The sequence below is a fragment of the Jannaschia rubra genome (assembly GCF_001403735.1).
GTDB classification, from domain to species: Bacteria; Pseudomonadota; Alphaproteobacteria; order Rhodobacterales; family Rhodobacteraceae; genus Jannaschia; species Jannaschia rubra.
In genome coordinates, this window is the sequence record NZ_CXPG01000016.1 from 1 (window position 1) to 19105 (window position 19105).

At 64.1% G+C, this 19105-nt stretch carries 19 protein-coding genes; 10 read left to right on the top strand and 9 right to left on the bottom strand.

The features are described from left to right. On the bottom strand, window positions 1-214 hold a 214-nt coding region (locus tag JAN5088_RS18230; protein ID WP_199502148.1), incomplete at its 3' end, for a transposase. Between the two features lie 366 nt (window positions 215-580). Next, window positions 581-2539: a DNA topoisomerase IV subunit B gene (gene parE / locus JAN5088_RS07865; protein WP_055682281.1), complete on the bottom strand. Its 1959-nt coding sequence runs from the start codon at window positions 2537-2539 to the stop codon at window positions 581-583. 168 nt (window positions 2540-2707) lie between these two features. On the opposite strand from parE, the gene galE reads away from it, so the two are divergent. Beyond that, complete coding sequence (gene galE, locus JAN5088_RS07870; RefSeq protein ID WP_055682282.1) at window positions 2708-3724, top strand: UDP-glucose 4-epimerase GalE; 1017 nt, start codon at window positions 2708-2710, stop codon at window positions 3722-3724. A 9-nt stretch (window positions 3725-3733) separates the two neighbouring features. On the opposite strand, the gene JAN5088_RS07875 is transcribed toward galE, so the two are convergent. From JAN5088_RS07875 to ccmA, 5 genes are read right to left on the bottom strand one after another with little or no spacing between them, the layout of a single operon-like run. After that, window positions 3734-4273 (bottom strand): DsbE family thiol:disulfide interchange protein, encoded by a 540-nt coding sequence (locus JAN5088_RS07875; RefSeq protein WP_055682283.1) that lies wholly within the window; start codon window positions 4271-4273, stop codon window positions 3734-3736. Beyond that, the gene (gene ccmD, locus JAN5088_RS07880) at window positions 4270-4404 is read right to left on the bottom strand and encodes a heme exporter protein CcmD (protein ID WP_055682284.1); all 135 of its coding nucleotides are present in this window, start codon (window positions 4402-4404) and stop codon (window positions 4270-4272) included. The genes JAN5088_RS07875 and ccmD overlap by 4 nt, the downstream gene beginning before the upstream one ends. After that, the gene (ccmC, locus tag JAN5088_RS07885) at window positions 4404-5132 is read right to left on the bottom strand and encodes a heme ABC transporter permease CcmC (RefSeq protein ID WP_055682285.1); all 729 of its coding nucleotides are present in this window, start codon (window positions 5130-5132) and stop codon (window positions 4404-4406) included. Before ccmC ends, ccmD begins: the two co-directional genes overlap by 1 nt. A gap of 41 nt (window positions 5133-5173) precedes the next feature. Next, a complete protein-coding gene (ccmB, locus tag JAN5088_RS07890; protein WP_055682286.1) occupies window positions 5174-5830 on the bottom strand; it encodes a heme exporter protein CcmB in 657 nt (218 codons plus the stop codon). Next, window positions 5827-6444 carry a heme ABC exporter ATP-binding protein CcmA gene (gene ccmA / locus JAN5088_RS07895; RefSeq protein WP_055682287.1) on the bottom strand — a complete coding sequence of 206 codons (618 nt, stop codon included), beginning with the start codon at window positions 6442-6444 and terminating at the stop codon, window positions 5827-5829. Before ccmA ends, ccmB begins: the two co-directional genes overlap by 4 nt. 142 nt (window positions 6445-6586) lie before the next feature. Between ccmA and acnA the strand changes: the two genes are divergently transcribed. From acnA to JAN5088_RS07930, 7 genes are all read left to right on the top strand, one after another. Beyond that, window positions 6587-9361 carry an aconitate hydratase AcnA gene (gene acnA, locus JAN5088_RS07900; RefSeq protein ID WP_055682288.1) on the top strand — a complete coding sequence of 925 codons (2775 nt, stop codon included), beginning with the start codon at window positions 6587-6589 and terminating at the stop codon, window positions 9359-9361. Window positions 9362-9489: 128 nt separating this feature from the next. Beyond that, window positions 9490-9822 carry a TM2 domain-containing protein gene (locus tag JAN5088_RS07905; RefSeq protein ID WP_055682289.1) on the top strand — a complete coding sequence of 111 codons (333 nt, stop codon included), beginning with the start codon at window positions 9490-9492 and terminating at the stop codon, window positions 9820-9822. A gap of 98 nt (window positions 9823-9920) precedes the next feature. After that, a complete protein-coding gene (locus JAN5088_RS07910) occupies window positions 9921-10265 on the top strand; it encodes a TM2 domain-containing protein (RefSeq protein ID WP_055682290.1) in 345 nt (114 codons plus the stop codon). Between the two features lie 92 nt (window positions 10266-10357). Further along, entirely contained in the window at window positions 10358-11023 is a 666-nt protein-coding gene (locus tag JAN5088_RS07915; protein WP_267885372.1) for a DUF1223 domain-containing protein, read from the top strand. A gap of 27 nt (window positions 11024-11050) precedes the next feature. Continuing rightward, window positions 11051-11758, top strand: a complete 708-nt coding sequence (locus tag JAN5088_RS07920) for an HAD family hydrolase (protein ID WP_055682292.1) — start codon at window positions 11051-11053, stop codon at window positions 11756-11758. Window positions 11759-11817: 59 nt separating this feature from the next. Further along, window positions 11818-12414, top strand: a complete 597-nt coding sequence (locus tag JAN5088_RS07925; protein WP_055682293.1) for a heme NO-binding domain-containing protein — start codon at window positions 11818-11820, stop codon at window positions 12412-12414. After that, entirely contained in the window at window positions 12411-13433 is a 1023-nt protein-coding gene (locus JAN5088_RS07930; RefSeq protein ID WP_143115013.1) for a GGDEF domain-containing protein, read from the top strand. The genes JAN5088_RS07925 and JAN5088_RS07930 overlap by 4 nt, the downstream gene beginning before the upstream one ends. Window positions 13434-13917: 484 nt before the next feature. On the opposite strand, the gene JAN5088_RS07935 is transcribed toward JAN5088_RS07930, so the two are convergent. Then, window positions 13918-14838 carry a LysR family transcriptional regulator gene (locus tag JAN5088_RS07935; protein WP_055682295.1) on the bottom strand — a complete coding sequence of 307 codons (921 nt, stop codon included), beginning with the start codon at window positions 14836-14838 and terminating at the stop codon, window positions 13918-13920. 116 nt (window positions 14839-14954) lie between these two features. Between JAN5088_RS07935 and JAN5088_RS07940 the strand changes: the two genes are divergently transcribed. Both JAN5088_RS07940 and JAN5088_RS07945 read left to right on the top strand, forming a co-directional pair. Beyond that, window positions 14955-16181: an aminopeptidase P family protein gene (locus tag JAN5088_RS07940; protein WP_055682296.1), complete on the top strand. Its 1227-nt coding sequence runs from the start codon at window positions 14955-14957 to the stop codon at window positions 16179-16181. Window positions 16182-16528: 347 nt separating this feature from the next. After that, window positions 16529-17983 (top strand): sodium:solute symporter family protein, encoded by a 1455-nt coding sequence (locus JAN5088_RS07945; RefSeq protein ID WP_055682297.1) that lies wholly within the window; start codon window positions 16529-16531, stop codon window positions 17981-17983. Window positions 17984-18038: 55 nt separating this feature from the next. On the opposite strand, the gene JAN5088_RS07950 is transcribed toward JAN5088_RS07945, so the two are convergent. Continuing rightward, complete coding sequence (locus JAN5088_RS07950; RefSeq protein WP_055682298.1) at window positions 18039-19040, bottom strand: GlxA family transcriptional regulator; 1002 nt, start codon at window positions 19038-19040, stop codon at window positions 18039-18041. Window positions 19041-19105: the final 65 nt, after the last annotated feature.

A 19105-nucleotide genomic window follows, 5' to 3' on the forward strand; every position in this document is an offset into this window, starting at 1 on the left:
GCCGTAGCGCCATGCCAAACAGAACCTTCATCGTCAGGCATGTCTGGATGGCGGTATCGCTGTAGATCTGCTGTCGACCACGTTTGCCGGTCGGCGCAGCCTCCCAACTGATCTCGGGATCGAACCAGATAGTCAGTGAGCCCCGGCGCTTGAGCGCTTCATTGTAGGCGGGCCAGTTCCTGGTCTTGTAAGTCGGGGGTATGTGTCTGCTCATCCATCCCAGCTACCGCGCTGAATTCGCGAGATGAATCCCTCACAGGATTTGTGCAACAGAGCCGGATAGAGGGGAAAAGTTTAACGTTCTAGATAGGCCGGGCAAGCTTCGAGAGCAGGCCGGAGTAGAGAGGATCAAAGAACATACGATTCTCGTATTTGGAACTGATGATACACTAGAGATTTTCGGGTTTACCAAAGCTTCAAGAGCTGTTGAGCGAGAAGAAGAGCTTATTAGCGATCCGAAGTGTTCTCACGTGGTCTATGTTAGATCATCTACGCCTGCAATCATTAAGAACTCTTATAGAAATTATCTTACCAATCCAGCAGATTTTGTAAGACTGATGAAGGAGGGGCTGCAGAACGTTCAAACATCCAACTCCCCCGCAAACCGCGCATTCTCACTGATATACTGGAACCGCAGTTCCGGCTTCTTTCCCATCAGCCGCTCCACAAGATCCCCGGTTTCGCCCGGAGCGTCCTCGTCGACCGTCACGCGGATCAGCTTTCGGGTGGCGGGGTCCATGGTGGTGTCCTTGAGGTCTTTGTGGTCCATCTCGCCCAGACCCTTGAAGCGCGAGACGTCGATCTTCCCCTTTCCGCCCAGACCCTTGGCCAGCCAGAGGTCGCGTTCGGCTTCGTCAAGGCAGTAAACCCGCTTGGCCCCCTGCGTCAGGCGGAACAGAGGCGGGCAGGCGAGGTAGAGATGGCCCGCGTCGATCATTGGCCGCATCTGCGTGAAGAAGAACGTCATCAGGAGCGAGGCGATATGCGCGCCGTCCACGTCCGCGTCGGTCATGATGATGACCTTGTCGTAGCGCAGATCGTCGATGTTGAACTTCGTGCCGAGCCCGACGCCGAGCGCTTGCGACAGGTCGCTGATCTCCACGTTGGACGACAGCTTGCCCGAGGCCGCACCCAGGACGTTCAGGATCTTGCCACGAAGCGGCAGCAGAGCCTGCGTGCGGCGGTCGCGGGCCATCTTGGCGGAGCCGCCGGCCGAGTCGCCCTCGACGATGAACAGTTCCGTGCCATCGCGGTTGTTCTGCGTGCAATCGACCAGCTTGCCGGGCAGGCGCAACTTCTTAGTGGCCGATTTGCGCGCGGTCTCCTTTTCCTGCCGGCGGCGGAGGCGTTCCTCGGCGCGCAGGATCAGGAAGTCGAGGATGGCGCCCGCGGCCCTCGTGTCGCCGGCCAGCCAGTTGTCGAACCGGTCGCGGACCGCGTTCTCGACCAGTCGGGCGGCCTCCGATGTGGCGAGGCGGTCCTTCGTCTGGCCCACGAACTCCGGCTCCGCGATGAAGCATGACACCAGCGCGCAGCCCCCGGCGGTCAGGTCGTCGCGGGTGATCTGCGCGGCCTTCTTGTTGTTGGCAAGCTCGCCGTAGGCCTTGATGCCCTTCAGGATCGCGGCCCAGAAACCCGCCTCATGCGTGCCGCCCTCGGGCGTGGGCACGGTGTTGCAGTAGGACTGTATGAAGCCATCGCGCGAGGGCGTCCAGTTGATCGCCCATTCGACCTTGCCCGGCATGCCGAACCGTTCACGGAAATCGACGGTCCCAGCGAAGGCGGCGTCTGCATAGGTCGCAGCCTTGCCCAGCGTTTCCGACAGGTAATCGGAGAGGCCGCCCGGAAAGTGGAAGGTTGCGGTGGTGGGCGTCTCGCCGTCGTCGATCTCGGACTTCCAGCGGATCTCGACGCCCGAGAACAGATAGGCCTTGGATCGGATCGACTTGAACAGGCGGGCGGGTTTCAGGCGATGGCTGCCGAAGATCTCGGCGTCGGCGTGGAAGGTGGTCGTGGTGCCACGACGATTGGGGGCGGCGCCGATTTTCTGCACGGGGCCCAAGGGGATGCCGCGGCTGAACCGTTGTTCCCAAAGCTCCCGGTCGCGGGCGACCTGAACGATCATGGAATCCGACAGGGCGTTGACGACCGAGGCCCCCACGCCGTGCAGGCCGCCGGACGTCTGATAGGCCTTGCCCGAGAACTTGCCACCCGCGTGCAGCGTGCAGAGGATGACCTCCAGCGCGGACTTGTCGGGAAACTTGGGATGCGGGTCGATGGGGATGCCGCGTCCGTTGTCGCGCACCGTGAGCGAGCCGTCGGCGTGAAGCTCCACCTCGATGCGATTGGCGTGGCCGGCAACGGCTTCGTCCATCGAGTTGTCCAGAACCTCGGCCACCAGATGATGCAACGCACGCTCGTCCGTGCCGCCGATATACATGCCGGGGCGTTTTCGGACGGGTTCCAGGCCTTCGAGAACCTCGATGGATGAGGCGTCGTATTTCTCGGGCTCGGCGCCGTGGAGAAGGTCGTCGGGCATGCTGCTGCTCTATCTTGTGTGATCGGGGTGCAAGATAGGCCAGAAGCGGGAGCGGCGAAAGGGGGCGCGCCACGCGCGTCACGCCGGCAAGGATGCGCATGCCCTTTTTTGCCGGCCTTTCGTCCGGCGGACGGGAAGGCTAGGAAAGGCCCGCAAACCGGAGGTTCCATGCCACGTATCTTGTTGACCGGCGGAGCCGGATATATCGGCAGCCATACCTATGCCGCGCTTCGCGATGCAGGGCACGAGGCGACGATCCTCGACGATTTCTCGAACGCCGATCCGTCGGTCATTGACCGGCTCGGGCGACTGACGGGCGGTGAGGTCGATGTCGTGCGCGGGTCGGTGCTGGACCGCGACGTGCTCGACCGGACCTTCGCGTCGCGCACCTTCGACGGCGTGATCCATTTCGCCGCGCGCAAGGCCGTGGGCGAAAGCGTGCTGAAACCGCTGGACTATTTCGAGACGAACATCGGGGGGCTCATCACGCTGACGCAGGCGATGAAGGCGGCGGACGTCTGGCGCATCGTCTTTTCCTCCACCGCGACCGTCTACGGCGAGCCGGAGGTGTTCCCCATCTCCGAGACGGCGCCCCTGTCGCACACCTCGCCCTATGCGTTCACCAAGCTCACCTGCGAGAACATCCTGACGCAGGCCGCGCAGGCCGACCCGTGGGTCGTCGGCATCCTGCGATACTTCAACCCCGTGGGCGCCCATCCGACCGGTCTGATCGGGGAAGACCCGCAGGGCATCCCCGACAACCTTATGCCCTTCATCGCCAAGGTCGCCCTCGGCGAATTGCCCGAATTGCAGGTCTTCGGCGACGACTACGACACGCCGGACGGCACGGCCTGGCGCGACTATATCCACGTGGTCGACCTGGCGCGGGCGCATGTGCAGTCGCTGGACGCGCTGCTGGCGGGGCGGGCGCATACTCTCAACATCGGGACGGGAACGCCCGTATCGGTGCTGGAGATGCACGCCGCCTATCAGGCGGCCGTGGGCCGCGACCTGCCGTATCGGATCGTCGGGCGGCGGCCAGGCGATGTGCCGAAGCTTTACGCCGATCCGGCGCGCGCGCAGCAGGAATTGGACTTCCATGCCGAACACGGGCTGGAGGAGATGTGCGCGTCGAGCTGGAACTGGGTGCAGCGCCAGGCCGAAGGATGGCGCTTCAACAGCTGACCCGCAGGGTCAGGGCGCGCGTGCAGCCTCGATCGCGGGCAGGATCGTGTCGGTGGCCACGGACTGCGTGATCGGCCCCGCGAACCGCAGGCGCACGACGCCCTCGCCGTCGATCACGAAAGTCTCGGGCACGCCGGTGACGCCCCAGTCGATCCCGGTCCGACCTTGATCGTCCGCCGAGATCGCGGCATAGGGGTTGCCGAGTTCGTCCAGAAACGCCTGCGCGGCGTCGGAAGTGCCGTCGCGCGAGTCCTTGTAGTTGATGCCATAGACGGGAACGACCTCGGACAGGGCTTCGAGCTGGGGATGTTCCACGCGGCAAGGGACGCACCAACTGGCCCAGAAGTTCACGAGCTTGACCTGTCCGTCGGTCAGCATGGCGGGAGTGAGCGGCGTCTGTCCCGGCATGACCGACAGGGTCAACTGCGGCGCGGGTCGCCCGATGAACGCAGACGGAAGGGCATCTGGGTCATCGCGGTAGAGGCCGGATACGAAGAACCCGCCGAGCAGGGCAAACAGGGCCACGGGGATCAGGGCGAGCCATCTCATTTCTCGGCCTCCTCCAGCCTTTTGCGGGCGGCGCGGGACGCCAGTACGGATTGCAAGACAAGGCCCAGGATCAGGATGCCAGACAGCCCGTAGGCCAGCAGGATGTCGAAGGCGTACTTTCCCAGATCCATCACGCCAGCCGCTCCCGCGCGGCCAGCGCCTGGATGCGGCGGCGGCGGATTTCCGTGCGTGTCCGGACGAGCACCAGTGCGATGAACAACAGAACGAACCCTGCCAGCGACACCACCAGCGGCAGCCAGAACACGTCCGCGACGTTCTCTTCGGCATCCAGCGACAACGATGCGCCCTGATGCAACCCCTGGTTCCAGAAATGAGCAGCATAGCGGGACAACACCGCGAAGACCGTACCCACCAGGCAGAGGATCGACGTCAGGTCGGCCGCCTGATCGGCTGCCTCGATCGCGGACCAGAGGGCGATGTAACCCAGATAGAACAGGCCCAGGATCAGGAAGGCCGTCAGGCGCGGGTCCCATTCCCAATAGGTGCCCCACATCGGCTTGCCCCAGATCGCCCCCGTCAGCAGCGCCACGGCCGTCATCACGAGGCCTATGGGGGCGGCGGCACGCGCGGCAAGCGCGCTGACGTGGTGGCGGCGCACAAGCCAGATCAACGAGGCGACCAGCATCATGAACCAGGCGTTGATCGCGATGAAGGCCGAGGGGACGTGCAGGTAGATGATCTTGACCGAATACCCCATCCGGTAGTCTTCGGGCGTGAAGAAGAACCCCCAGATCAGCCCCGTCGCGCAAAGAACCGCCGCCGCCGTCCAGACCCAAGGCAGGACAGCGGTCGATGTCGCCATGAATCGGCGGGGGTTGGCGTATTCCCAGATTGACATGGAGGTGTCCTAAGTAGTCGGGGGCAAGGCGGCAAGCGGCCTCACTTCAGATTGATGCGCAATGCCGCGGCCGTGGCGAACGGCAGCAGGCCGATGCAGCCCAGCGTGATGCCGGCGAGCAGGGCCAGCGGGGTGGCAGGCGACAGGCCTTCGGCCCCACGGCGCACGACCTCGGCCCCGAAGACGAGAGTGGGGATGTAGAGCGGCAGGACCAGCAGCGACAGGAGGAGCGACCCGCGCCGCAACCCCACCGTCAGCGCCGCCCCGAACGTCCCGATCCAGGACAGGGCGGGCGTTCCAAGGAGGAGCGACAGCCCGAGCCATGGCACAGCCGGCGCAGGCATGAACAACAGAAGCGAGAGCGCGGGCCCTGCGATGGCCAGTGGTAGGCCGGTGGTCAGCCAGTGCGCCAGCGCCTTCGTCGCCGCCACGCCTTCGAGCGGCAGTGGCGCCGTGGCCAGCAGGTCCAGCGATCCGTCGTCGAGGTCGAGCGCGAAGATCCGGTCGAGCGACAGGAGGCAGGCGAGAAGCGCGCCCAGCCAGAGGATGCCGGGCGCGATGGGGGCCAGCAGGTCGGGCTGCGGTCCCACCGCCAGCGGAACCAGCGTGGCGAGGATCAGGAAGAAAGCGAGCCCAAGACCGAAGCCGCCCCCGGCGCGGATCGCAAGGCGCAGGTCGCGCAGGAGCAGGGCGATCATTCCACGGCCTCGGCGAAGGGATCGTGGGCATCGGGCGCGTGGCTTGCGGCGAAGCGCGACACGTCGAGCGTGGCCGCGCCCGGCAGCCCCAGGTCGATATGGGTCGCGATGACCGCGCTGCCGCCGCCGGCCAGATGCGCACCCGCGGCCGCCGCGAACCGCGCCACGTTGTCGGCATCGAGCGAGACCGTCGGTTCGTCCAGCAGCCAGACCGGCCGCCCGGTCAGCGGCAGGCGGGCAAGCGCGGCGCGGCGCTTCTGCCCCGCCGACAGGTCCGCCACTCTGCGCGACAGAAGGGGGGCCAGGTCGAAGGCGACCACGGCCGGCGCGATGTCGCGGGTGCCGAAGACATGCGCCCAGAACGTCAGGTTCTCGGCCACCGTCAACTGTCCCTTCAGGCCGTCGGCATGGGCCGCATAGGCGCAGAGGTCGGGCACGACCGATCCCGTCATCGGCGGCGTCAGCCCCGCCAGCGTTCGCAGCAGCGTCGTCTTGCCCGCCCCGTTCGCCCCGCGGAGGACGAGCGCCTCGCCCGCGCCCACGGCGAAGGTCACGCCGTGCAGAACGGTCGTCTCGCCGCGGCGGCAGGACAGGTCGGTGATGGTCAGCGTCATCCTGCCCCTCTAGCTGCCTCGACCGGGAAAGGGGAGGGGCCCGATCACATTGTATGCGATTGCATACCGGAACCCCTTGAACCGCGACGGACGTTGGGGCATGACCCTTTCAAGCATCCCAGCCATATCTCCGGAGACAGCCATGACCGTTCAAGTCGGAACCGATACAGCCAAGACCCGCCGCAGCCTGAACGCCGGCGGCGCTTCGGTCAGCTATTATTCGATCGCGGCGGCGTCCGAGGCCGGGCTGGGCGATTTCAGCCGTTTGCCCGCCGCGCTGAAGGTCGTGCTGGAGAACATGCTCCGGTTCGAGGACGACGGCCGTACGGTCAGTCTGGACGACATCAGGGCCTTCGCCGAATGGGCCGAAAAAGGCGGTCGCAACCCGCGGGAGATCGCCTATCGCCCGGCCCGCGTCCTGATGCAGGACTTCACCGGCGTGCCGGCGGTGGTGGACCTTGCTGCGATGCGCGACGGCATCAAGGCACTGGGTGGCGACGCTCAGAAGATCAATCCGCTCAACCCCGTGGACCTAGTGATCGACCATTCGGTGATGATCGACGAATTCGGCAATCCGCGTGCGTTCCAACACAACGTGGATCGGGAATACGAGCGGAACATGGAACGCTATCAGTTCCTGAAGTGGGGCCAGACCGCCTTCGACAACTTCCGCGTCGTGCCGCCGGGCACCGGCATCTGCCACCAGGTCAACCTGGAATACCTCGCCCAGACTGTCTGGACCGACAAGGACCAGAACGGTGAGGAAGTTGCCTATCCCGACACGCTCGTCGGGACCGACAGCCACACCACCATGGTCAACGGCGCCGCCGTCCTCGGTTGGGGCGTGGGCGGCATCGAGGCTGAGGCCGCGATGCTGGGCCAACCCATTTCGATGCTCATTCCCGAAGTCGTGGGCTTCGAGCTGACCGGTCGGATGATGGAGGGGACGACGGGCACGGACCTCGTCCTCAAGGTTGTCGAGATGCTGCGCGAGAAGGGCGTCGTCGGCAAGTTCGTGGAGTTCTACGGCAAGGGTCTCGACAACCTGCCGCTGGCCGACCGGGCGACCATCGCGAACATGGCGCCGGAATACGGCGCGACCTGTGGGTTCTTCCCGATCGACGGCGAGACGCTGCGCTATCTGGAGAACACCGGCCGCGACAAGGGCCGCATCGCGCTGGTCGAAGCCTATGCCAAGGAGAACGGCTTCTGGCGCGGCGACGATTATGCGCCGATCTATACCGACACGCTGAGCCTTGACATGGGGACAATCGTTCCCGCCATTTCGGGCCCCAAGCGGCCGCAGGACTTCATCGCCCTGACCGAAGCGGCAAGGGCTTTCGGCGAATACGTCAAGGGCATCCGCTCGGGTAAGGATGCGACGCCTCGCGCCGAAATTCGCTGGGAAGGGGAAGGCGGCGCGCCCGAACCGGTCGAGATTCCCGGCGACGAAGGCCACCACGTTCGTGGCAACGTCGAAAGCCCGGACGGCAATTACCAGCTGCACGACGGGTCGATCGTCATCGCCTCGATTACGTCCTGCACCAACACGTCGAACCCCTATGTCATGATCGGCGCCGGCCTTGTCGCCCGCAAGGCGCGGGAGCGTGGCTTGACACGGAAGCCTTGGGTCAAGACGTCCCTCGCCCCCGGATCGCAGGTCGTGTCGGCCTATCTGGAAGCGGCCGACCTGCAGGAGGATCTGGACGCCATCGGCTTCAACCTCGTGGGCTACGGTTGCACGACCTGCATCGGCAACTCCGGTCCGCTGGCGCCCGAGATCAGCAAGACGATCAACGATGCCGACCTGATCGCGACGTCCGTCCTTTCAGGCAACCGCAACTTCGAGGGCCGGATCAGCCCCGACGTGCGCGCCAACTACCTCGCTTCGCCGCCGCTGGTCGTGGCCTATGCGCTGGTCGGCGACATGAACGTCGATATCAGCAAGGCATCGCTGGGCAAGGACAAGGACGGCAACGACGTCTACCTCAAGGACATCTGGCCCACCTCGAAGGAGATCGCGGACCTGGTCGAGAAGACAGTCACGCGCGAGTCCTTCCAGGAGAAATACGCCGACGTCTTCAAGGGCGACGAGAGGTGGCAGGCGGTCGAGACACCCCAGTCCGAGACCTACGACTGGCCGCCGACCTCCACCTACGTCCAGAATCCGCCCTATTTCCAGAACATGGACCCGAAACCCGGCAAGATCGAGGACATCAAGTCGGCTCGTGTGCTGGCGGTTCTGGGCGACATGATCACGACCGATCACATCAGCCCCGCCGGATCGTTCAAGGAAAGCTCGCCCGCCGGACAGTACCTGATAGACCGGCAGGTCCCGGTGCGGGAGTTCAACAGCTATGGATCCCGCCGCGGCAACCATGAGGTGATGATGCGCGGCACCTTTGCCAACATCCGCATCCGCAACGAGATGCTGTCCGGTGTCGAAGGTGGTTATACCAAGGGACCGGACGGTGAGCAGACGTCGATCTACGACGCCGCCATGGCCTGGCAGGAGAAGGGCGTGCCGCTCGTGGTCTTCGGCGGTGAGCAGTACGGTGCCGGATCGTCGCGCGACTGGGCGGCCAAGGGCACTGCGCTGCTGGGCGTGAAGGCCGTGATCGCCGAGAATTTCGAGCGTATTCATCGCAGCAACCTCGTCGGCATGGGCGTCATCCCGTTCGAGTTCACCGGCGGCGATACCCGCACGTCCCTCGGCTTGACCGGCGAGGAGGAGGTATCGATCCTGGGTCTTGAGGACGTGAAGCCCCTGCAGGAGGTTCCGGCGACCATCAAGATGGCCGACGGGAGCGAGAAGCAGATCACGCTGAAGTGCCGGATCGATACGGAAGTCGAGATCGACTACATCAAGAACGGTGGTGTCCTGCACTACGTCTTGCGGAACCTGGCCGCGGCCTGATGCGGTCTGCAGCGTATGACGACGGGGCCCTGCGGGGCCCCGTTTTCGTGTCGGATGCGATTTTTACCGGACCTTAAGGAATTGGTCGCAATGTCCGGCTGAATGGCTTTCAAAATGGCAGACGGATCATGGCTCTGACGACGGAACAGATGATGCTGGTCGAACAGCGGGTGACGAACGAGAAGAAAAGCGCCGGTTTGGCATATCTGCTCTGGTTCTTCCTACCGGCTTTTGGGGCGCACCGCTTCTATCTTGGCTCGACCGGCGCGGGCGTCGCACAGTTGCTGCTCTTCTGGCTCGGTCTTTTCAGCAGCGTCATCCTCATCGGTTTCTTCCTGCTTGCGGTTTGGGGCATCTGGGTTCTGGTCGATGCGTTTCTCATTCCCGGCCTCGTCGACCGTGACGTCATGGAGCGCCGGCAGCGTATCGGACTGGACGTGGGACTGGCCGCACCTGCCTGACGGACGCCGTCGGTTCGTGATCGATATCGCACGCGGCGACGTCTGGCGAAACTGCGACATCGGAAATCAGGAAATCGGTGCCGAAAGGTGGACCTGAAATGTGGATCGAGAACGAGTCGGGGAAAAGACCGGACCGCAGGCCCGTACGCAGCAAGAGCCTTGGCGTGGCCTACGCCCTCTGGCTGATCTTGGGCGTCTTCGGCGCGCATCGCTTCTATCTCGGGTCGTTTCCCGTGGGGTTGGCTCAGGTCTGCCTCCTGATCCTCGCTCTCGTGACGCCCGGAGAGATCGAGGGACGCTTCGTCCTCTCCGTATGGGCCGTTTGCTATCTGGCCGATCTCTGGCGCCTGCCGCGCCTGGCGATGCTTGCCCGGACCGATCCGCTGGCCGTACCTCGTGACCGACCGGCGCCCCCGCCATCTGTGACCTTCACCAAGGGGTGATTGGCTGGGAGCCGGTTCAACGCGTAGATGGGTCAGGCTCTGTCCCTGTTTTGAACACGCTGGTTTTCATGCGCACATTGATCCTGTCTCTCATGGCCTCGTTTACCCTTGGCGGTGCGACCGCCTCTGCCGACCCTGTTGTAGTCGAGCTGTTCACGTCCCAAGGATGCTCGTCCTGTCCTCCGGCGGATGAGTTGCTGGGCGACCTTGCGGCGCGGGAGGACGTTCTGGCCCTGTCGCTTCACGTTGACTATTGGGACTGGATCGGTTGGTCCGACACATTCGCCAAACCCGCCTTCAGCGAACGACAGCGTGCCTACGCCGAAAACGTCAGGTCCAACGTCGTCTACACACCCCAATTCGTAATTGGAGGCATTGATCAGGTCGCGGGCGTATCCGGCATGAAGATGGCAGACCTGCTCGAGGTGCATGGGGCGGTGTCCAAGGACATGCTGCGCATCGCGTCCACGGCCGACGGGCGAGAGGTCGTGGCAATGCCGGGGCCAGGTGCCGGCGCCCTGATCCTGGTGGGCTACATTCCGGAAGCCACTGTCCGCGTCCTCGCAGGAGAGAATGCCGGTAAGGAGATCACCTATCACAACGTCGTCGTCTCTTGGGACGAACTGGCCGACTGGAACGGTGACGAAGTCTCGGTGCCCATCCCCCCTGCCGCGGCGGGACTTCGGCAAGCGGTGATCGCGCAATCCGCGGAAGACGGCCGTCCGGGCGAGATCCTTGGCGCCGTCCGCGTGGATTGACCGACGTTGCCTCGCAAGGATGCCAGCATGATACGCGCGATCCTGTTCGACAAGGACGGCACGCTTACTGATTTCCGTGCGACCTGGGAATGGTGGATGCCTGGCATGATTGCAGCGCTGGCGAGAGACAGCGGGTACGACCCGGTGGAGATCGGTGCGGCCTTCGGCTTCGATATGAAGACCGGCCGCATCCTTTCCGACGGCCTTTTCGTGACGGCGCCCGGTCACATCACAACGGCCCGGGTTGCCGAGCGGATCGGTTGGGAGGTTCACAGGCTTTCGGCTTGGCTGGCGCTTCGGTCGCGCGAAGTCCGGCAAGTTCCGGTGCCCGGCCTCCCCCGCCTGTTTGCGGAATTGCGAGAGGGCGGACTGGCCATTGGCGTTCTGACCAATGCTGACGAGAAGGAGGCCAGGCATCATCTGCAACAGATGGGATTGGCCCCCCTGGTCGATCGCCTGATCGGCTGCGACACCGGTTTTGGTGCGAAGCCCGACCCCGCTGGCGCTGCGGACTTTGCGGATGCCTTGGGCTTTGCGCGGAACGAGGTCGCGATGGTCGGCGACGGCCTGACGGACATGGCGGCCGCACTCGGCGCCGGCCTGTTTCCCGTGGGTGTGCTAACCGGTACGCTCGATCGCGCAACGCTATCGGCCCATGCATCGGTGGTTCTACCGGACGTCACCCATCTGACGGATTGGCTGATCGCACAGGGGATCCTGCGCGCCCGATCTTAACCCGATATTCAGGGCTGACTGCTTCAAAGACCTCGAGGGAAGCTGTTCCGGAGAGTTCAATGTACGGTCTGATCTGCAAGTCCCTCGAGGGGTTCGTTCGAGACAGGCGCGGCGCCGAAGCATGGGGGCGTATCGTCGCCCGTGCGGAACTTCCCTTCGAAACGTTCGAAGCGCTGCGCGTCCATGACAAGGAGATGATGTTGCGTCTGATAGCAGCCGCCGCACAGGAGATGCAGCGCGAAACGCTCGCTCTGATCGAGGACGTCGGCCATTGGATCTGCACTCATCCGCCGCTCGAACCGGTGCGGCGGTTGATCCGGTTTTCCGGTCGAAACTATGTCGATCTGATCCATTCGTTCGACGAAATGCAGGAGCGGGCGAAGCTTGCGCTGCCGGGCATAGACTTCCCGGAGTTCCTGGTGACCGAGGTAGGGCCCGGTCGGTTCGAGGTCGTTGCGCGGTGGGAGATGGCCGGTGCCGCCGCACTTCTCACGGGCATGTTCCGTGCGATGGCGGATGATTACGGCGCGCTGGCCCTTATCGAGACGACGGATTTCCGACGTGAGGACGGTCTCTCGATCGAAGTGATCTCCATCCATGTCATCGAACAGGCTTTCCAGGAACCCAAGGAATTCAAGCTGGGATTAGGAGTGTGAATACCGTCACGCTCCATCAGGATGTTTTGGACGGTATGATTCCGATGTCCATGGTCGTGGATCGGGCCGGGCTGGTCGTTCACGTCGGCCCGACCGTCGGCAAGATCGCCGCCGGCGTCGTGGGCGCGACTGTCGATCGCGCAGTCAGGTTTACCCATCCCACGCTCCCCGCGACTTATGATGCGATGATCGGGCATAGCGGGCGAAAGTTGCGCGCGGAATTGTTGACCGAGAGAAAGGTCGGACCCGGCGAAGAGCGTACATCCCTCCGGGCAATGGTGATCCCGCTGGTCAGTGGCCAGGCCATGATCAGCTTTTCACTCGGTGCGAATCCGGCCCCGGCGCTCAGCCGTCACTCGCTGACGGCCAAGGACTTTTTCGAGACTGATCCGATCGTGGACGTTCTCTACCTGATCGAAGCGCACAAGCTTGTCCTGTCCGAATATCGAAACCTGAGCGGGCGGCTTGAGGAAGCTCGCGTACTCGCCGAGGAGGACGCGGTGACCGACATGCTCACGGGACTGCGGAACCGAAGGGCGATGGACGAGCATTTGTCGCGGCTTGTCGGCAGGAAGGGAGCGCGCTTCGGTCTGATGCATCTGGACCTCGACTATTTCAAGACCGTCAACGACACGCTTGGTCATGCGGCCGGCGATCGGGTTCTGGCGGAGGTGGCCCGGATCCTTCGGGAGGAGGTGCGGCAGGGGGACCTGGTCGCGCGCGTAGGGGGCGACGAGTTCATGCTGGCATTCGACAATTGCGCCGATGTGGACATGCTTCGCGGCATCGCAGGCCGCATCATCTCGCGTCTGGAGATTCCAATCGACTGGGACGGACATGTCTGCCGTATCTCGGGCAGCATCGGCCTTACGATGTCGGGCTTTTATGACGAGATGGACACTGAACGTCTGATTCTCGATGCGGACAAGGCGCTTTACGAAGCGAAGCGGACGGGCAGGGGGCGGCTCGCCGTCTTCACTCCGGTTCAGTCAGGGACGACAGCGGGTGGCAATTGCTAGATCGCCAGTTGGACAGCGGAGATACGTCTATGCTGTCTCGCTGGAGCAACCCCCGGAAACGTGCCGAGGCATCGACATGGCGGCTTTGGGGCCCTTGGTCCGACCGGAAATTCCGATTTCCCTGTTCATTCGAAGAATGAAGTAACGCCGGACGGGAACGACGTCAATTCGATAAACGCGAAGCATGTCGGCGATATCGAAGCGTCAAGCGGGTGGCGCCGGCGGTTCACTCTCTGGCGGAATGTTTGGATGCGAAGACGGGCATTCCTCTTAAGGCTGAAATCCGACAAAGGGATTCTCCTCGCACTAAAAGTGTTGAACTCCACCGGAGGGCAGGTGCCCAAGCAACAGTTCGACTTGAGAGTTTCAAACACTTGTCGCCCGGGATACTGCAGGGGCAAGATGGCAACGATTCCAGCAGTTGACGCGTATGCCGTCACTGTACGGCCCTCGTATCTGACAGTCCTGCGAATGATGTGCTGAGTCAGGCCAAGATCGTCCCCGGAAATTCCGTTCCATCTCGTGCCGCAAAAGCCCAATTCCGGAAGGTAGCTGCCATCGACAGCGTGACATCATGTTCCGGATCGTGCGAGAGAAGGTAGTAGCCGAACCCTTCGAGCACTGTGACGTCCGACAGTCGGACAAGGTGCCCCTGGGCCAGATCGCTTTCGATCATGGCGGTGGGACATAAGGCGACGCCCTGGCCGGACAGGGCCGCCGCGCGCAAAAGGTTGAAGTCCTCGAAAACCGGGCCTTCGAACGTCGCGGGCGACGTGCTGCCGGAGCGGGAAAACCACGCGGACCATCCCGACGTGTCCGTGTCGTGCAGGAGGCCCACGTCGAGAAAACCCCGGCCGGGTGGGATCGTGCCGCCATATCGGTCGATCAGGGCGGGGCTGCAGACCGGCACGCTTGCGCCGGACAGGAAGCGCTCCGTCCGCATCCCGGTCAGGGCAGGCACCGTCGGGGCATAGACGAAGGCCAGGTGGACGGTGCTGACGTCGATCTCATGTCCGAAGAAGGAATAGACGATCCGCACGGGAATATCGGGATAGGCCGCCCGGAAGGCCGGAAGTCTGGGGATAAGCCAGCATACCGCCACGGACGGAATGGCGGCAATGACCAGGGACTGCGATTCGGATTGTGCCCGGGCGCGGTCGCAGGCCGCTTCAATGCCGCCCAGGGCCAGCGTCAGGTCGCGGGCGAGATCCCGCCCATGTGGCAGAAGCCGCGGCCGTGGGCCCCTGCGGTCGAACAGCGGCCGTCCCAGCCAGTCCTCAAGATGACGGACCTGGTGGCTGACGGCCGATTGCGAGACGAACAACGCTTTGGCCGCAGCCCCGAAGCTGCCGAGCCGTGCGACGGCCTCGAACGCCCTGAGCGCGGTGAGCGGCGGCTTCGGCATCTAATCCTCGCTGAAGATTTATTCATGTGGATCATGAAAAGCGGTCTTTTGACAAGGAAAATGACGTTGGGTCATTATTGAAAGGATCAGATACCCTCATATCGACAGGAGCTACCATGGAGCGCGAACGTCTTCAGAACTACGTCGGCAATGGCGACAAGGCTGTGCCGACCTTCACGCCCGCCGAAATGCGGCGTCGTCAGGACGCGATCCGGTCGCATATGGCGGATGCGGACATCGACGCCGCACTGTTCACCTCGTATCATTGCATCAACTACTACTCCGATTTCCTCTACTGCCAGTTCGGGCGGCGCTACGGCCTCGTCATCGACCAGGACCATGCCACCACGATCAGTGCGGGCATCGACGGCGGCCAGCCCTGGCGGCGCACCTTCGGCGACAACGTCACCTATACCGATTGGCGCAAGGACAATTATTTCCATGCCATCCGTCAGCTTGTCGGCAAGGCCAAGCGCATCGGGATCGAGTTCGACCATGTCAACATCGAGACGCTGAACCTGCTGAAGGAGGAGTTTCCCGGCATCGACTTCGTTGACATCGCTGCCGCGTCGATGCGCCTGCGGATGATCAAGTCCGCGGAGGAGATCGACCACATCACCGAGATGGCCCGCATCGCGGACGTGGGCGGGGCGGCCTGCGTCGAGGCGACGGCCGTTGGCGTGCCCGAGCGTGAGGTCGCGCTGCATTCGACGCAGACGATGATCCGCGAGATCGCCAGGACCTGGCCCCATGCCGAGATCCTGGACACCTGGACCTGGTTCCAGTCCGGCATCAACACCGATGGCGCGCACAATCCCGTCACCTCGCGCCGGATCGAGCGCGGCGACATCCTGTCGCTCAACTGCTTCCCCATGGTCGCGGGCTACTATGTCGCGCTGGAGCGCACGCTGTTCGCGGAGGAGGCGAGCGACGAGCACCTGCGGCTGTGGGAGTTCAACTGCAAGGTCCACGATCGCGGCAAGGAGCTTCTGGTGCCTGGCAAGAAGTGCTCGGAAATCGCCGAAGAGCTGAACGAGATGTATGCGGTCGAGAACCTGCTTCAGTACCGCAGCTTCGGCTACGGCCACTCCTTCGGGGTGCTTTGCCACTACTACGGTCGCGAGGCGGGGCTGGAACTGCGCGAGGACTGCGAGACGGTTCTCGAGCCCGGCATGGTCGTGTCGATGGAGCCGATGATCACCATCCCCGAGGGCCAGCCCGGCGCCGGTGGATACCGCGAACACGACATCCTGGTGATCGAGGACGGCGGCAACCGCAACATCACCGGATTCCCCTACGGCCCCGAGCATCTGATCGTAAAGGGCAAGGCCAAGGCCGCCTGACCGCGGCGACCCCCGGCTCCCGTTGCCGATCCTGAACGTCTTGCGGAGGAAGACGGTCAGGGCCAGGCACCGCTGCCGATCCTGCAATGACCAGCCGGGCGGTGTGACTGCCGCCCGGAGTCCACCGGCCCGATTTGGCCGGACCTGAAGTCACGCGCCGATCACGGGAGGACAAGCGCATGATGATATTCGATTCCTGGATCCTGAACTGGTTCGTCTGGCTGAATGCCGCGACGATCCTGCTCGCCCTTGTGATGTTCGTCGCGGGCGCGCTTCGAAAGCCCCGCTGACGGGCATTGGCGACCGGAGGGCCGCCCGGTGCGGTCCGCCCATGAGGAGGAGACACAATGGACGACATACTCTGGCTCAACTGGACCATCATGGCGATTTCCTTCGCGGTCCTGATCTGGCTCGGCTGGCGGTCGAGCACGATCGCCGAAGGCGACGACGAAAGCGGGTTCCTGATCGCGGGGCGGTCGCTCGGCCCGTTCGTGGGCGCTTCGACCATCGTTGCGACGGGCTTCTCGGGATGGGGCTTCATGGGCTCCCCCGGCGTGGCCTACGAGTTCGGGGCGACCGAGCTTCTGGGCAACTTCATGTTCGCGCCCGCCATGGTCATCGCGGTGCTGTTCTTCGCCCGCTACCTCGCCAGGCGCGCGCAAAAGATGAGAAGCTGCACCATTCCCGAATACGCAGCGCGGCTGCATGGCGACGGCAGCCTCAGCCGCTGGGTGCAGGGCGTCGCCGCGGTCATCACCATCGTGCTGCTTCTGGTGTTCCTGACCAGCCAGATCAAGGCGGTCGGCATCCTCGCCGCTGGTTGGCTCGACTTTCCGGAGGAATGGGGCGCAACGCTGATGATCTCGATCATCATTCTCTACACCGTGTTGGGTGGCCTGACGGCGGTCGCCTGGACGGATACGCTGATGCTCATGGGCATGTTGCTGGGCGCGGTCATCATCGCGACCCAGATCTTCGGCGACCTCTCACCCTTCGCCCTCGTCGAGCAGCTTCGCGCCATCGACCCCGCGCTGGTCGATCCGGCGACCGCGCGGCCCTACGGGGAGGCCAAGGGCTCGGTGTTCCTGGTGCTCCCTTATGCGTTCCTCTTTGCAGCGGTGTTGCCGTTCATGGCGGTCCGGTTCCTGGCTTTCCGCCCGGACGTGAAGTTCCACCACGCGGGCATGTTCGTGGCGCCCTTCGCCTGCATCCTGTCGATCATCCCGGTCGTGGGTCTCTACATGCGGGTCAAGATGCCGGGGCTGGAACATGCCGACCAGGCAATGCCGATCTACCTTGAGACGTTTCTGCATCCGGCCTCGGGCGGCTTCATCACGCTCTGCATCCTCTTCGCGATGAAATCGACGGCGAACTCGCTGCTCCATACCGTCGCTTCGGCTGCCTCGCACGACCTGCGCGTCGCGATCTTTCCCGGTCATCACGACCCGCGGTTGACCCTGAACATCAACCGTCTTGCGGTGGTCGTCTTCGGTGTCACAGGGCTCCTCATGATGCTGTTCGCGCCGCCCTTCCTTCTGTCGTTCCTCGGCATCCTGGGGACGGGCACGCTTCTGGCGACGCTGGTGGGGCCGGTCTTTGTCTCGTCCATCTGGCGCGGTAACGCCTGGGGTGCCCTCGCCGCGATGCTGGGCGGGTTCGTGACCTCGGGCGGGATGCTGCTGTTCACCGACGCGGGCTGGGTCGAAGGGCCGCTGATGGGATGCGTCATCTCGACCCTGCTCTACGTCGGGGTCAGCATGGCGACCTTCGGGTTGACCCCCCGGGTCGGCGTGACCGCCTGATCGCAGACAAGGGACAACGGCGGGGGCGGTCCGGCGACGGGCCGCCCCCGATCCGTTAAAGCAACATCGACGGCGCCGTCTTGCGCCGCCAGACCTCCGGCGTCTCGCCCTCCCGCTCCCGGAACACTCGGATCAGGTGCGAGGCGTCGCAGAACCCGGCCTCGGCCGCGATCTCGGTCACCGTCCGATCCGTCCGGTTCAGCAGGAACCGAGCGTGCGACAGGCGCACACGCAGGAACGCCTCGCTCGGGCTGAGGCCGAGGGCTTCCCTGAAGTGCCGTTCCAGCTTGCGCCGCCCTACGCCCAGGCGCTCGGCCGTGCGTCCGACGCTCGTGGCGCTGTCGAGGTTCTGCTGCGCATGCAGAAGCGCGCGACGGACCAGCGGATCGCGGGTCAGCAGCTCCAGCGGCAGGCCGGGCTGGGGGTCTTCCGCGGCCAGGGCTTCGTCGATGATCATGATGTGAAGGCTCTTGCGCGCGGCAGCACGGCCGATATGGCGGTCGACGAGAAACGCGGCCAGATGGGCCGAGCTCGCGCCACCGGAGCAGGTCAGCCGGTCGCGGTCCACGACGAAGACCTGGTCCGAGACCGGCTTGAGCCCCTCGAACCGTTCGAGAAAATCGTCGTGATGGAACCAGCTGACGCAGCAGCGATACCCCTGCATCAAGCCGGCATGATGCAGCACGAAGGCCCCGGTGCAGACGCCGATGAGGGGCACCTTGGCGGCGGCGCCGCGCCGGAGGAACGCCATCTCCTCGGGGCCGAGCGTCTCGGTCCCGTCGATCAGCCCGCCCACGACGACGATGTAGTCGAAGCGCGTCGGATCGCCCAGGCGCTCGTCAGGAAAGACGGCGATCCCGCAGCTCGATCGAAGAGGGTTCAACCGCGCCGACAGGACGCGCCAGCTGCACAGGATCGGACGGGACCGATCGCCTTCGTCCGCGGCCAGTCGCAGCACGTCCACGAAATTCGCGAAGGCGGACAACGTGAAGTCCCGCGTCAGGATGAAACCGACGTTCAGGCGCGGCCGATGGGGCGGTGTCTCGATGAGTGGCATGTCGCAATCCTAATGCGGAAGTGACGCATTGATCCAGCGGTTTCCGCAGCGGAAACGGCATTGTG